The sequence below is a fragment of the Rhodococcus sp. SJ-2 genome (genome assembly GCF_053750035.1).
The window spans coordinates 2,583,031-2,597,478 of the sequence record NZ_CM132340.1; the positions used below are offsets into that span (position 1 = coordinate 2,583,031).

Here is a 14,448-nt window from a genome sequence, read left to right on the forward strand (position 1 = left end):
TGACGAAACACCAGGTAGACGATCTCAGTAGACAGAAACCTCCGTAGTCGAATGCTAGGTGATCGATGAGACCGGCTCGACAACGCAGGACCCGAACACAGGAAGGACGTGTCCGTGCAACCCGGTGGTATGCCTGACATGCAGCAACTTCTCGCCCAGGCCCAGCAGATGCAGCAGCAGCTCATGGCTGCGCAGAACGAGATGGCGCAGGCCCACGTCACCGGCCAGGCCGGTGGCGGTCTCGTCACCGCAACGGTGAAGGGCACCGGTGAGGTCGTCGCTGTGCAGATCGACCCGAAGGTTGTCGACCCGGACGACGTCGAGACCCTGCAGGATCTCGTCGTCGCTGCGGTTGCCGATGCGTCGGCCAAGGCCCAGGAAATCGCTGCCGAGAAGCTCGGTCCGCTCGCGGGTGGACTCGGTGGCGGTATCCCCGGCCTGCCCGGTTTTTAGAGGCACGCGTGTACGAAGGGCCGGTTCAGGACCTCATCGACGAGCTCGGCAAGCTTCCGGGCGTCGGACCCAAGAGTGCGCAACGGATCGCGTTCCACCTGCTGTCGGTCGAGCCGCCGGAGATCGACCGGCTGCAGGCTGCGTTGCAGAAGGTCCGTGACGGCGTGCAGTTCTGCGAGGTGTGCGGCACGGTGTCGGACCGGGAGCGGTGCCGGATCTGCGCAGATCCGCGGCGTGACCGAACGCAGATCTGTGTCGTCGAGGAACCCAAGGATGTGCAGGCGATCGAGCGGACCCGTGAATTCCGTGGCCGCTACCACGTTCTCGGTGGGGCGCTCGATCCACTGAACGGTGTCGGTCCGGATCAACTCAACATCCGTGCGCTGCTCACCAGGATCGGCAACCAGGAAGACGGGATCGATGTCTCCGAGGTGATCATTGCGACCGACCCGAACACCGAGGGTGAGGCGACGGCGACGTACTTGGTTCGGATGCTGCGGGACTTCCCGGGGCTCGTCGTCACTCGGCTGGCGTCGGGTCTACCGATGGGCGGCGACCTCGAGTTCGCCGACGAGCTCACACTGGGTCGTGCAATGTCCGGAAGGCGGACGATGTGACGGATCGCCGGACGCCAGTGGTCACGGGTGCACCCGAGAAGAGGCGACGGACGTCGGAGGAAACCCGGGGGCTGATCCTGGATGCCGCAGGTCTCGCGTTTGCGACGCGCCCGTATCGCGAGATCACTCTCAAGGACATCGCGGACGACGCCGGGGTCAGTGCCCCTCTGATCATCAAGTACTTCGGGTCCAAGGAGCAGTTGTACGACGAGCTGGTGGATTTCAAGGCTGCGGCCCACCTGCTGTACGACGGCCCGTTCGAGAAGTTGGGCGAGCGGATGGTCGAGATCTTCGCGCGGCAGTCCCCTCGGCACAAACCGTTGTCGATGGCGTTGCTGTTCATGAGCGGATCCAGTGAGGAGAGCAACCGCAAGCTCCGGGAGAACTACTCGTCCCAGATGATCGACGCGTTGGTGGCTTTGATGAGGGGGCCGGATGCACGGATGCGTGCGGAGCTCGTGTTCTCGATGCTCCTCGGGGTCGCGTTCATGCGCCGCCGGATGATGCAGGAGAAGGCGGCGGGATCGGTCGATGACGTGGTCGCGATGTATGCCCCACTCGTGCAGTCGTTGCTCGACGGCAAAGGTCACTGAGGCAATCCCCACTCCGGTTGTGAGGTAAATGGCTGTTCACCTAGAGTGGTGAACAGCCATTTACCATCGCCGGAGGGAGTCGCGTGACAGTGTCGTTCCCTCTACGGCTGCACGTTCCGGGTTCGCAACGCAGTGTGCCGGTGCAGAAGCGCACCGCGACCCGCTCCGACCGGCCGAATCTGTCGAAGTATGTTTTCCCGGTCCTCGCGGTGGGCGCGATCTTCCAGGCGATCATGCAGACGGTCATCGTGCCGTTGCTCCCGAGTCTTCCCGGTTTCACCGGAGCTGGACCCACCGCAGTGTCGTGGCTGGTCACAAGCACGCTGCTCGTCGGTGCGGTGATGACACCCATCTTCGGACGTCTCGCCGACATGATCGGCAAGAAGCAGATGCTCCTCATCGCGTTCGGGTTGATGACGGTCGGGTCGCTGATCTGTGCCGTGACGTCGAACATCGGACTGCTCATCTTCGCGCGGGGGCTCCAGGGGGCAGGTGCCGCTGTTCTTCCGATCGGCATGGCGATCCTGCGCGAGGTGATGCCGCGGGACCGCGTCGATCGTTCTATCGCGGTCCTCAGTTCCACACTCGGCATCGGTACGGCCGTGGGAATCCCGTTCGCCGCAGCGATCGTTCAGTTCGCGGATTGGCACCTCTTGTTCTGGGTGACCACGGCGATCGGTGCGGGAGTCGCTGTCGCGGCCGCGTACGTCGTCCCTCGGTCGAGTACGCGCACCGGCGGTCGCTTCGACGTCGTGGGAGCCGTGGGGCTCTCGAGCGCATTGATCTGCCTACTGGTGCCCATCACTCAGGGAAGCACGTGGGGGTGGACGAGCACCGCGGTTCTGACCATGTTCGCGTGCGCCATTCTGTTGTTCGCGGCGTGGGGATTTCAGCAGTTGCGCAATCGCAACCCGCTCGTCGACCTGCGAGTGTCGGCGCGCCGTTCGGTTCTGGCGCCGCATCTGTCTGCGCTGCTCGTGGGCTTCGCGTTCTACGGGAACACCCTCATCACGACCCAGCTGCTCCAGGCTTCGCCCGATCGTGGTGCAGGGTACGGTCTGACGATTCTGCAGGCGGCAGTGTGCCAATTGCCTGCCAGCTTCGCGATGATGGTCTTCGCGCTCGTGGCCGCACGTGTCTCGGATCGGTTCGGACCGAAATCGGCGATCATGGTGGGCGCAACCTTCCTCATCATCGGCTACTCGATCCACGCGGTCCCGGACAAACCTCTGTGGATGGTGGTGGGAGCCATCTTCATCGCTGCAATCGGGACGACGTTCGTGTACTGCACGCTGCCGATCCTGCTTCTCGGCGCTGTGCCGCTGTCTCAGAATGCTGCTGCGAACGGTGTCAATGTGCTGCTCAGGACCGTCGGGAGCACGATGTGCAGCGCGGTGGTCGCGTCAGTGCTCGCCGCGCACATGATCGCAGGCGGAATCGCGTCGAGCGGGTTCGTCACCGTGTATCTGGTCTGTGGTGCGTGCGCCATCGTCGTATTCGTGTCGGCGTTCGCGCTTCCGTCCCTCAAATCGAGGACGCCCAGTCCCGCAGACGTATGAGTCTGCGACACGGGGCGCCCGATTCGGTGCTGCGGCGACGGGGTCAGACCCCGAGATCCCGCGGTCGGTAGCCCAGCGGGTAGCCGGGATACGTGCGATTGGTGGCATTGCCTCCCGATACCGACACCCTCCGCTTGGGGAGCCTGCGTACGAGCGCGGACCGTATCCGCAGTGCACCTTCCGAGACGGAGCGCATACGCGGTGACCCCTTGGGGAATCCGAACGCGTGGGCCATGCGGTCGTCGATCAGCGAATACACGACCTTCTCGACACCGGGGCCGAGCGCCTTCGGGTACCACGACTTGAACAGCTCGAGGGTGTAGGTGCCGATGGCGTGGTTGTCGTCGCTGTAATCGAACATCGTCTGTTCGTATTCGAGCTTGAACCGGTGGAACTCCTGGAACGACTCCGGGATGTCCTTGATCCCCATCCGGATGCCGACCTGCCGGTAGAAGTAGAAGGACGCGAGCCGCTCCTTCGGATGCAGGCGGCGCCAACCGTACTGGTCGATCCAGTCGAGCGGGTCGTACACGAAGGTCGACAGCACGTACAGCATGTCGTCGTTGTCGATCGAGTACTTGCCGTGCATACGGTTGATGTTGCGCAGCGATTCACGTCCGCGTTCGGCGTCGTACCCGTGCTCTATGAGTTCGGCCATCAACAGGGACGTGTCGTCGTAACGCTTCTGTGGTCGATGCTCGAACTCTCCGGTCCGGGCGAGTAACTCGGAGATGGTCGGCACACAGTACGTGCGGAACAGTGCGAACTCGAGCGACCGCTGGTAATCCCACGGAAACTCGTAGCCCGCGGTGATCCGCAGGATGTCCTGATGATGGGTGACCGGGTCGAGACCCTCGATCACCTTCAACCAGCCGTATCGTCCGGCTTTCGGATGCGGGTCGCGATCCGGACCGGGAAACGTACCGGCCTTCTCGATCCGTGCTTCGGGCGACGCGACGACGGCAGGCTTGCGCGATCGTTTCGCCCGCGATCCCGTGGTTGTCATCTGCTCTTACCTTCCGTGCATGAACTTCAGCATCTTCGCGGCCAGGTTCAGATCGCGTTCGGGTCGTTCGAGGCTCATCAACTTCAGCGGCGAACTGAACTTCTCGACCGTCACCGACTTGGGCCGGCTGAACTCCCGGAGCCCGTCGGCGCCGTGGATACGTCCGAAGCCGGACTCGCCGATCCCGCCGAAAGGCAATGACGGGATGCCGGCGAAGCCGAGTACCGAATTGACCGAAACCATGCCGTTGTGGAGGCGTCCGGCCAGCTCACGACCTTTGGCCTTGTTGCCGATGAAGATCGATGCGCCGAGTCCGTACGACGTGCCGTTGGCACGGTCGACTGCCTCGTCGAGGTTGCGTACCTTGTTGACGACGACGGTGGGGCCGAAGGTCTCCTCGCACACTGCGCGCGAGGTCTCGGGCACGTCGGTGAGGATCACGGGTTCGATGATGCGTTCGCCCACCGACTCGGCGCCGCCGACCACCGCAGTGCCGCCGCTTGCGAGGGCATCTTCGATATGGCTGCGCACGATATCGATCTGGCGGGGCAGAGTCATCGGGCCGTAGGTCGACTCGTTGTTTCCACCCGGCTCGGCGCGCTTCACTACGGCCGTCAGTTTGTCGAGGAACTCCTGGTAAGCAGACTCGACAACGTAGATGCGCTCGACGCCTGCGCATGTCTGTCCGGCATTGCCGAATGCACCGAATGCTGCGAAATCCACCGCCTTGTCGATGTCGGCATCTGCCGCGACGATCATCGCGTCCTTGCCGCCGCACTCGGCCACGAGCGGGGTGAGCGACTCCGCGCACACGGCCATCACCTTGCGCGCCGTCGGTCCGGAGCCGGTGAACGCGACCTTGTCGACACCCGCGCGGGTGAGCGCAGCTCCGGTCTCACCGAGTCCGGTGACGACTTGGAACACCGGCTGGGTCGGTGCGATGGAGTTCCACTTCTCTTCGAGCCACTTGCCGACGCCCGGTGTCAGCTCGCTCGGCTTGAACACGATGGCGTTGCCTGCGGCGAGAGCGTACGAAATCGACCCCATCGGTGTGTAGACCGGATAGTTCCACGGCCCGATGACTCCGACGACGCCGAGTGCCTTGTACTCGAGGGTGGCGGCCTGGTTGAAGCTTGCGACCCCTGAGGGCACCTTCCTGGTTTTGAGAACCTTCTTCGCGTTCTTCGCGGCCCAGTCGAGGTGTTCGATCGCGAGCATCACCTCGAGGAAGGCGTCACCGTACGGCTTGCCGGTCTCGTGTGAGACCAGCCTGGCCAGGGAGGCGGCGTCCTGTGCGACGGCCTTCTTGAATTCGAGGAGCCACTCGCGACGTCCGCGGAATCCTTGCGCGTCCCACCACCGTGCGGCGATCCGGGCACGGTCGACGGCCTCGGCCACAGCTGCGGCATCGGCGATCGGATACTCGGCGATCACTTCCCCCGAGCGGGGGTCGAGGCTGGCGAACGTGTCGGTCGTCGGCTTGGTGGTCGGGCCCGTCGTGCTGCTCTTCTGTGTCATCTCTCGACGCTTTCTGACGGATCACATCACATATATTTGATGTGATTAGCTGTAGTGGAGCTCACACTATGCGCCTCGTACCGAACGGACAAGCCCGATCCGCTCGCTTCGGGGCCGTCAGGAGAAACATATGACCTCGCCGACCCGCGCAACCGATGCTGTTGCTGCCGCTCGAGATACATCGAGTACGGATCCGTCGCGTATGCGTAGACGCCCGCAGCTCTCCGACGAGGTGGCTTCCCACCTGCGCAGCGCGATCATGTCGGGTTCATTTCGCTCGGGCGAATTCATCCGATTGGACGAGACCGCAGCAGAACTCGGAGTCAGCGTCACACCGGTCAGAGAGGCGTTGCTCACACTGCGCGGCGAGGGCATGGTCGAGTCCGCCCCGAATCGGGGATACCGGGTGTCGCCGATGAGTAGCTCCGACATCGACGACATCTTCTGGCTGCAAGGGCAACTCGCGGTCGAACTCGCCCTGCGGGCCGCGGAGCGCGCCGCTGCCTGCGACCTCGAACGATTGGAAGATCTCAACGAGCGCCTACGTGTTTGCGTGACTGCGTCGAAGGGCTCGGCGGGTTCGGAGATATCGACCGACGTCGAGCGCATTGCCGATGCCGAATGGTGTTTTCACCGCGAGGTGAACCGAATCGCGAACAGCCCGAAGCTTGCATGGTTTCTCGATACTGCCGCCCGTGCGCTGCCGTATCGATTGTTCGCCCGGGACCCTCAGTGGGGAGTGGTGGCCGTGCGGTCGCACGAGCGGCTCATCGCTGCGATGCGTGCGGGGGAGCACAACGAGGTCATCACGCAGACCCTGGTCCAGTTCGACGACGCTGCAGCCCGGCTTCTGGCCCACCGGAGGCGGCTCACCGAGAGCGCGGGCGGCAATTAGGGAACAAGGCCCCCTTGCCTATCTGCGCACGGGCGTGCACAATTTGGATGACACTGCAGCATCCGTACTTTCGCCGAGGAGGCGACCCATGGCATCACCAGTGGAAGTAAACGAGCCCGATGTCGTCGTTGAGGGCGTCGCCGATCGCGCCACCGTCGATCGTGCTCCGGTCGAGCGTGGCTCGGTCGATCTCGCGGATTTCGTCGGCGAATCGATGCTTCTCCTCGGTGCCGGATCGACGGTGCTGCTGCAACTCGCCGACCGTGGTACCGGACACGGCGTGGCCGATCACAGCACCACTCTCCAGCGTCCGCTCGACCGGTTGCGTACCACGATGACATACGTCTACGCGGTCACCCTCGGTACGTCCGAGGAGCGTAAGCAGATCGTCCGGATGGTCAACAAAGCTCACGTACCGGTGCGGTCCGAGACCTACAACGCGTTCGATCCGGAACTCCAATTGTGGGTTGCAGCAACGCTCTACCGCAACGGCGTCCAGATGTACGAGCGCATGTTCCACAAACTCTCCGACGCAGACCTCGAGTGGATCTATCAGCAATCCGCCGTCTACGGCACGGCACTGCAGGTCAAAGAAGACATGTGGCCGGCCACACGCGCGGAGTTCGACGCATACTGGGACAACATGATTGCGACGATGGACGTCGATGAGAAGGTGCGGGCCTTCACACGCGGTCTGCTCGGGGGCGGCGACTCCCCGCTACCCGTGAAGCTGCTCATGCCGCTACAGCGCTTCATGACCATCGGTCTTCTGCCGCAGCGCATGCGCGACGAATTCTCCCTGCCGTGGAGTCCCCGCGACCAGCGCCGGTTCGATCTGTTCTGGAAGGTCGTGCCCCCGGTGTACAGGAGGGTGCCGCGGCCGATCCGGCAGCTGTCCGCCACGTACTACCTGCGCGACATGCGGCGCCGCTTCGCCTCGGGTCGCCGCATCGTCTGACGTCCCGGCACGGCGGATGCCGTCCTCGGCCGATTCACCGAACCGAGGACGGCATCCGGATCCGAGCGGTGAGAGTCAGAGCGCGACGTCGCGTTCGAGCCCGAACCAGTAGTGTTCGCCGCTGTCGAAGACGAGTCCACCCTTGCCGTTCATCACGCCGATGACGGTGTCGTTGTCCACCTTCTTGAAATGGTCGAACACCGGCATCCCGTCGTAGACCATCGTCGCGGTCACCTCGCCGCGGAACACGACGTCCCACATACTCGCTTCGCCACGACCGGTCTTCTTGTCGGAGAACAACTCTCCGTCGTCGTCCCGGCATACGAGCGGCTGGACCTCGGAGACCGAGACGAAGGACTTCCCGTACCAGCGGGCACCACCGAGCATGTGGTGGGTGCGGTGACCGGTGTCGAAACTGAATCCTTTCCACCGGTATCCGACCAGATCATCGATTCGTGCGGGCTCGAGACGCTCCCAGAGGGTGTCCAGCTCACGGGGATCGATTCGGTCGGTGCGGGCACGCAGTGCGGCGAGTTCCGAGACAACATCCATGTCGGTTCCTGTCAGTCGAAGGTGAGTACGGCCTTGACGACCTCACCTGCAGTCACTGCGGCGAAGGCGTCGTCGAGCTTGTCGAAAGGGAATGTGCTGGTGATTTTCTCGACGGGGAAGCGGCCGTCGCGCCAGAATGCTGCGAGTTCGGGAAGGAAGACGTGCGGGTCGGCGTCGCCCTCGATGACCCCGGTCAGTGTGCGACCGCTCAGTAAGTGCGTCTGATCGATCGTGATCGGGTTCCGTCCTCCGCGTAGGCCGAGGGTTGCGCATACTCCGGGGCTCGCGAGTGACGACATCGCCTGGCGGATGACTGCTTCGGACCCCACCGATTCCACCGCGTAGTCGACGCCGCCCTCGGTGCTGCGGCGTATGTGGCGGCCGATGTCGTCGACCTCGTCGGGGGACAAGACCGCCGTGGCGCCCAGCTCGAGTGCCAGCGAATGCCGACGGGGGTTCGGGTCGATGCCGATGATGGTGTTGCAGCGCGCAATCCTCGCTGCCATGACCGCCGCCATTCCTACCGCGCCGAGACCGAATACGGCTATCGACGAACCCGATTCGGGCTGCAGGACGCGAAGAACGGTGCCGGCTCCTGTGGCGAGTCCGCACCCGAGAGGGCCTGCGAGTTCGACGGGCACACCTCGAGGGAGACGGACGACGTTACGATCGGTCGCGACCACGAGCGACGAGAACGACGACTGACCGAACCAGTTGCCGTGAACCGGTTTGCCCGAGCCGTCGTGGAATACGGACGTGCCGTCGGGACGTGTACCCGAATAGTTCAGCGGAGCAAACCGTGTGCAGTAGGCGGGACGGCCACGACGGCAGTTGCGGCAGCTCCGGCAGGAATCGAAGCCGATGACCACTGAATCGCCCACGCGCAGGCCGACGACGTTGGCACCGACCTCCGCGACCACCCCCGACCCCTCATGGCCAAGTACCGCGGGAAGCGGGATCGGAACCCCGCCGGATGCCGCGGTGAGGTCGGTGTGACAGATTCCGACACCGCGGATCCTCACAAGGATCTCGTCGGCCCGAAGTTCTGGGACCACAACGGATTCGATCTGCATGGAAGCGCTGTGTTCGCGCAACACGGCAGCCCGCGCAATACGGCTCATGGGCGCAGCACCTCACCGGAATCGCCGCGGTTGCCCACGAGCACCGCCAGCATCAGCTGCTGCACTCGTCTCCGATGGGATTCCGTACTCCGGAAGCGCATCACCTGTCCGACGTCGAGGGACAGGATGAGCGCAGCGTGGACGAGGAAACGGCATTCGACGGCCGAGAGATCGGCGCGCAACTCGGCGACGATGCGCGCCCACTCCTCGATGTTCAGGCGCTGGATATTGCGGAGGTCGCTGCGGTAGGCCTTCGGGAGGTTGCCGATCTCGGCGAAATAGACAGACATCAGCTCACTGTGATCGAACGCCAGCCGAACGAATACGTCCACCAGATGCTCGAGTGCCTGGTCGGCGGTCGACGATTCGGTCAGTGCCGATTCGACGGACATCGCAACGCGGTCGCCCGCACGGTGGAAAGCTGCGGCGAGCAGATCGGCCTTACTCGGGAAGTGTCGGTACACACCGGAAGCGTTGATTCCGGCCGCGGCACCGATCTCCTCGATGCTCACATCGTGATAGCCCCGTGCATCGAACAGTAGAATCGCCTCGTGCAGCAGCACTTCGCGCTTGTTGGACGTAGCGAGACCGGACTTGGTTTGCGGCTCTCCGGAATCGGGATCGGCGGGAGCGAGAGGTGTCGCCAGAATCGAGTGGCACGCGTCGAGCAGGAGCTGCTGGAGCCGACGGTTCGACAGCGGTGCGCGGTGGGTGGTGATCGAGCCGATCGTGCTCAATAGTGCAGTGCTGAGCACGACGTCGTCGGAGGCGGTGAGGTCGGGGCGAATCTGCGCCGTGAGATGGGCGAGGCGTCGATTGATCGCGACCATCTTGCTGCGAACCTGCAGACGGTCGTCCTTGGACAGGTAACGACGTTCCCAGCGGTAGAGCCCACCGGTTCGACGATTGGTGATGGTGGTGCGGATCGTCGCAGTGAGCAGACGGTCGAGGGTGTCGCTCGGATCGGTGTCGTCGCCGGAGTCGAACTCGTCGACGGCAGCTCCGAGAGAGTCGGCCAGCTCATTGACCGCGTGCCGGAAAAGCGCGTACTTGTTCGGGAAATGGCGGTAGAGGGCAGGCCCCGAGATACCGACTGTCTTGGCGATCTCGTCGATGCTCACGCCGTGATAGCCGCGCTCGCTGAAGGCCTCGGCCGCGACGGCGGCGATCTGCGCCTTGCGGTTCTTGGGGCGTCGGCGTACCCCGGTGGTCTTGCTATCGGCGATTGATCGTGCGCGCGCCCCGACCTGCGCGTGTTCGGTCACCTGAACTCCTCGTCGATTGTGTCGGACCCGCGACCGATCGCGGAGAGTCATCCTAAAGGTAACAGCTGAGACCCGAAAATCGGAATGCAATTCGACCACCGATTTCGTACCAAAACCCCAGAACAAAGTGTATTGACAAACACAATTGTGACCTCCAAAGTTAATACCGATTCTTCCGATTCACTCTGGAAGAGCGGGTACGTGGGGGCGTAGTGGCGCGTCCCGCGCCGATTCGAGGAGGACTCTTGAGGACCCGATTCACCGAGGCGTTCGGGGTCGAGCACCCCATCGTTCAGGGCGGCATGATGTGGGTCGGCCGTGCCGAGCTGGTCGCAGCCGTGGCCGACGCCGGTGCGCTGGGATTCATCACAGCGCTCACGCAACCCACACCGGAAGACCTGGTTCGCGAGATCGCACGGTGTCGGGAGATGACCGACAAACCGTTCGGAGTCAACCTCACCATCCTGCCGTCGATCACACCGCCGCCGTACGACGAGTACCGCGCCGCGATCATCGAGTCGGGCGTCAAGATCGTCGAGACCGCGGGCTCCAACCCGGTCGATCACCTGCCGTTCTTCAAGGATGCGGGGATCAAGGTCATCCACAAGTGCACGAGCGTTCGGCACGCCCTCAAAGCGGAGCGCGTGGGCGTCGATGCTGTGAGCATCGACGGCTTCGAATGCGCCGGGCACCCCGGTGAGGACGATGTCCCCGGTCTGGTTCTCATCCCCGCCGCAACCCGGCGACTCAGGATTCCGGTGATCGCGTCGGGCGGCATCGCCGACTCGCGAGGCCTTGTCGCCGCGCTCGCCCTCGGCGCCGACGGCGTGAACATGGGCACCCGCTTCATGTGCACGGTCGAGTCCCCGGTGGCGCAGCAGGTCAAAGAACAGATCGTGGCGAACACCGAGCTCGATACGAAGCTGATCTTCCGTACGCTCCGCAACACGGCACGTGTCGCGGCCAACGCGGTCAGCAAGGAGGTAGTCGAGATCGAGTCCCGCGGCGCAGAGTTCGCCGACATCGCGCACCTCGTCGCCGGAGCCCGTGGTCGCACCGTCTTCGAAGAGGGTGATGTCGATGCCGGTATCTGGACGTCGGGTCAGAGCCAGGGGCTGATCGACGACATTCCGACGGTAGCCGCGCTCGTCGAGAGGATGGTCTCCGAGGCCGAGGCGCTCATCACCGGGCGCCTGAACGGCATCGTTGCGGCCGAGGCAGGGGTGCGAGCATGACCGGGACAGCAGAGGGTATCGCCGTGGAAGGTTTCCGTTCACAACTGGAGGGCGGGATTCTCCGGATCACGATCAACCGCCCGAAACGGATGAACGCGCTCGATCTCGGGACGATGGGCGCACTGCGTGACGCGGTGGCAGCGGCCGGAGCGGACGAGCGCGTGCGGACCATCGTTCTCACGGGTGAGGGCACCGCGTTCTGCACCGGAGCCGACCTTGCCGCTGCGGGGGCGAACCCAGCCGACCCGAATGTCGTCATGGACACCGCGAACTCGTTGATTCGCGCGATCGTCGAATCGCCCGTGCCCGTCGTTGCGGCGGTCAACGGGCCTGCCGCCGGTGTCGGCGTGTCGATCGCGGTAGCGGCCGATCTCACCTACGCAGCCGAAAGTGCGTACTTTCTTCTGGCTTTCGTCAACATCGGACTGATGCCCGATGGCGGATCGAGCATGCTGATCCCCGCGGCCATCGGCCGGGCCCGGGCGGCCGAGATGGCGCTGCTCGGCGAACGTGTGTCGGCGGCCGACGCCGCCCGCTTCGGTCTTGTGGCCCGAACCCTGCCGGACGTCGAGCTCGCCGCGCATGTCGATGCAGTGGCGACCCGCACTGCGAGTGGTCCTCGCCGCGCTCTCGCGCTCACCAAGCAGGCACTCAACAATGCGACTCTTCCGGCTCTCGATGATGCGTTGGCGCTCGAGAAGGCCGGCCAGGTCGAACTGCTCGCATCCGCAGATTTCGCCGAGGGTGCGATGGCCGTGCTGCAGAAGCGCCGGCCCGAGTTCGGTTAGAGCCCGCATGCACATGTGGGGCTCGGGGCAGGTTGCGGGCACGGACCCGCCATCCGCCCTCTGGCTCTTCTAAAGCACTGTTCATAGACTATTTCGCAGGGATTTCGCCGAAGCGTGCGCCACATGTTCTTGATGAGATTTCCCATCGAGACCGGTGAGAATCTTCGTTAACAAAGATCTAGTCACAATCGGAATTTGCATGTAGGGTGCATCACACCGGATCCCGGCATTTGCCGCGCCCCTTCGTCCTGAAGCTTTCCTGTCTCGAGAGGACCGTCGATGGTTTCCCCTTCTGTCTCGGATGCTCACCGCTACCGCAGCAACAACTGGAACAACCAGGTCGCGCGTCACGCCCTGATGACACCCGATCGCACCGCGTTCCGGTTCCTCGGCGAGTCGATCACCTGGTCGCAGCTGGACGAGCGCGTCGAGAAGCTTGCGGATGCGCTGTCGCGCCGCGGCATCGGCTTCGGCGACCGCATCATCGTCCTGATGCTCAACCGGCCCGAGTACATCGAGATCGTGCTCGCGGCCAACGCAATCGGAGCGATCGCCGTGCCGGTGAACTTCCGTCTCACCGCATCCGAGGTTGCGTTCCTGGTGGCCGATTCGGGCGCGAAGGCGATTGTTGCCGAGGGCCCGCTCGTGCCGCTCGCTGCCGCCGCCCGCGCGCAGTCCGAAGGCATCGACCTGGCGATCACGATCGGTGCGGAGCCTGAGGGCGACGCAGTATCGTACGACGCCCTCGTGGCCGAAGAGGGCGATCCGCACCCGCAGGTCGATATCCCGAACGACACTCCGGCGCTGATCATGTACACCTCGGGCACCACGGGTCGCCCGAAGGGAGCAGTGCTCACCCACTCCAACATGGAAGCCCAAGCGCTCACCTGCATCAGGGCCTTCCAGCAGTTCGACGAGACCGGCATCGGATTCTGTGCCTCGCCGATGTTCCACATCGCTGCGCTCGGATCGATCGCACCGAGCCTGATGCTCGGCACCGCCACCGTGATCCACCCGGTCGGCGCATTCGATCCTGGTGCGCTGCTCGACGTTCTCGAGGCCGAGCAGGTCACCAGCTTGTTCCTCGTGCCGGTGCAGTGGCAGGCCGTGTGTGCTGCGCAGCAAGCGAACCCGCGTAAGCTCGCCCTGCGCAACATTTCCTGGGGTGCTGCGCCGAGCTCGGACACCATCCTGCGCGCCATGGCCGAGACCTTCCCGGATGCGTTCAATGTCGCGGTGTTCGGCCAGACCGAGATGTCGCCGATCACGTGCGTGCTCGACGGTGCGGATGCGATCCGCAAGCTCGGCTCTGTCGGACGCGTCATCCCGACCATCCAGGCACGAGTGGTCGACACCGAGATGAACGATGTCGCTCCCGGCGAGGTCGGTGAGATCGTCTACCGCGGTCCCACCATGATGCGCGACTACTGGAACAACCCGGCGGCCACGTCGGAGGCATTCCACGGCGGATGGTTCCACTCCGGAGACCTCGTGCGCATCGACGACGAAGGCTTCGTCTACGTCGTGGACCGCAAGAAGGACATGATCATCTCCGGTGGTGAGAACATCTACTGCGCAGAGGTCGAGAACGTCCTGTTCGGACATCCCGCAATTCTCGAGGCCGCTGTCATCGGTCGTCCCGACGCGAAGTGGGGTGAAGTACCCGTCGCGGTCATTGCGCCGAAGCCCGGCAACGACGACCTCACCCTCGAAGAGTTGCAGCCGTACTTCGACGAGCACCTCGCGCGTTACAAGCATCCGAAGGACATCGTGATCGTGGACGCCCTGCCGCGCAACGCGAGTGGCAAGGTCGTCAAGGGCGAACTGCGCGGCGGACTCTCCGCTGTCACGCAGGGCTGAACCCCTGAAGTCCGTTTCGTATTGCTGC

14 protein-coding genes are annotated in these 14,448 nt (G+C 64.0%); 9 read left to right on the forward strand and 5 right to left on the reverse strand.

What is annotated here, in order from left to right:
- Positions 1 to 129 precede the first annotated feature (129 nt).
- The 4 genes from ACSYG9_RS12080 (at position 130) to ACSYG9_RS12095 (ending at position 3,222) form a co-directional block, all read left to right on the forward strand.
- Complete coding sequence (locus ACSYG9_RS12080; RefSeq protein WP_440127635.1) at positions 130 to 453, forward strand: YbaB/EbfC family nucleoid-associated protein; 324 nt, start codon at positions 130 to 132, stop codon at positions 451 to 453.
- An 8-nt stretch (positions 454 to 461) separates the two neighbouring features.
- Positions 462 to 1,070 carry a recombination mediator RecR gene (gene recR / locus ACSYG9_RS12085; RefSeq protein ID WP_440127369.1) on the forward strand — a complete coding sequence of 203 codons (609 nt, stop codon included), beginning with the start codon at positions 462 to 464 and terminating at the stop codon, positions 1,068 to 1,070.
- Positions 1,067 to 1,663 carry a TetR/AcrR family transcriptional regulator gene (locus tag ACSYG9_RS12090; protein WP_454842616.1) on the forward strand — a complete coding sequence of 199 codons (597 nt, stop codon included), beginning with the start codon at positions 1,067 to 1,069 and terminating at the stop codon, positions 1,661 to 1,663. The genes recR and ACSYG9_RS12090 overlap by 4 nt, the downstream gene beginning before the upstream one ends.
- Before the next feature lie 83 nt (positions 1,664 to 1,746).
- Positions 1,747 to 3,222: an MFS transporter gene (locus ACSYG9_RS12095; RefSeq protein ID WP_440127371.1), complete on the forward strand. Its 1,476-nt coding sequence runs from the start codon at positions 1,747 to 1,749 to the stop codon at positions 3,220 to 3,222.
- A 43-nt stretch (positions 3,223 to 3,265) separates the two neighbouring features.
- Here the strand turns inward: ACSYG9_RS12095 and ACSYG9_RS12100 are convergent, their stop codons facing one another.
- Entirely contained in the window at positions 3,266 to 4,228 is a 963-nt protein-coding gene (locus ACSYG9_RS12100) for an oxygenase MpaB family protein (protein ID WP_454842617.1), read from the reverse strand.
- A 6-nt stretch (positions 4,229 to 4,234) separates the two neighbouring features.
- Positions 4,235 to 5,746, reverse strand: coding sequence for an aldehyde dehydrogenase family protein (locus ACSYG9_RS12105; protein ID WP_454842618.1), 1,512 nt, complete (start codon positions 5,744 to 5,746; stop codon positions 4,235 to 4,237).
- Between the two features lie 202 nt (positions 5,747 to 5,948).
- Between ACSYG9_RS12105 and ACSYG9_RS12110 the strand changes: the two genes are divergently transcribed.
- The gene (locus tag ACSYG9_RS12110; RefSeq protein ID WP_454842947.1) at positions 5,949 to 6,641 is read left to right on the forward strand and encodes a GntR family transcriptional regulator; all 693 of its coding nucleotides are present in this window, start codon (positions 5,949 to 5,951) and stop codon (positions 6,639 to 6,641) included.
- Between the two features lie 88 nt (positions 6,642 to 6,729).
- Positions 6,730 to 7,599 (forward strand): oxygenase MpaB family protein, encoded by an 870-nt coding sequence (locus tag ACSYG9_RS12115; protein ID WP_454842619.1) that lies wholly within the window; start codon positions 6,730 to 6,732, stop codon positions 7,597 to 7,599.
- A 75-nt stretch (positions 7,600 to 7,674) separates the two neighbouring features.
- Here ACSYG9_RS12115 and ACSYG9_RS12120 read toward each other — a convergent pair whose 3' ends face one another.
- The 3 genes from ACSYG9_RS12120 to ACSYG9_RS12130 are packed head-to-tail and all read right to left on the reverse strand — an operon-like array spanning position 7,675 to position 10,537.
- Complete coding sequence (locus tag ACSYG9_RS12120) at positions 7,675 to 8,151, reverse strand: DUF4334 domain-containing protein (RefSeq protein ID WP_440127375.1); 477 nt, start codon at positions 8,149 to 8,151, stop codon at positions 7,675 to 7,677.
- 11 nt (positions 8,152 to 8,162) lie between these two features.
- Positions 8,163 to 9,272 carry an NAD(P)-dependent alcohol dehydrogenase gene (locus tag ACSYG9_RS12125; RefSeq protein WP_454842621.1) on the reverse strand — a complete coding sequence of 370 codons (1,110 nt, stop codon included), beginning with the start codon at positions 9,270 to 9,272 and terminating at the stop codon, positions 8,163 to 8,165.
- Positions 9,269 to 10,537, reverse strand: a complete 1,269-nt coding sequence (locus tag ACSYG9_RS12130) for a TetR/AcrR family transcriptional regulator (protein WP_454842623.1) — start codon at positions 10,535 to 10,537, stop codon at positions 9,269 to 9,271. The genes ACSYG9_RS12125 and ACSYG9_RS12130 overlap by 4 nt, the downstream gene beginning before the upstream one ends.
- A gap of 245 nt (positions 10,538 to 10,782) precedes the next feature.
- Here ACSYG9_RS12130 and ACSYG9_RS12135 point away from each other — a divergent pair, with 245 nt between their 5' ends.
- The 3 genes from ACSYG9_RS12135 to fadD5 all read left to right on the forward strand — a co-directional run bounded on the left by ACSYG9_RS12135 (position 10,783) and on the right by fadD5 (position 14,420).
- A complete protein-coding gene (locus ACSYG9_RS12135; protein ID WP_454842625.1) occupies positions 10,783 to 11,772 on the forward strand; it encodes an NAD(P)H-dependent flavin oxidoreductase in 990 nt (329 codons plus the stop codon).
- A complete protein-coding gene (locus ACSYG9_RS12140; RefSeq protein ID WP_454842626.1) occupies positions 11,769 to 12,560 on the forward strand; it encodes an enoyl-CoA hydratase in 792 nt (263 codons plus the stop codon). Before ACSYG9_RS12135 ends, ACSYG9_RS12140 begins: the two co-directional genes overlap by 4 nt.
- A gap of 279 nt (positions 12,561 to 12,839) precedes the next feature.
- Positions 12,840 to 14,420: a fatty-acid--CoA ligase FadD5 gene (gene fadD5, locus ACSYG9_RS12145; RefSeq protein ID WP_454842628.1), complete on the forward strand. Its 1,581-nt coding sequence runs from the start codon at positions 12,840 to 12,842 to the stop codon at positions 14,418 to 14,420.
- Positions 14,421 to 14,448 lie beyond the last annotated feature (28 nt).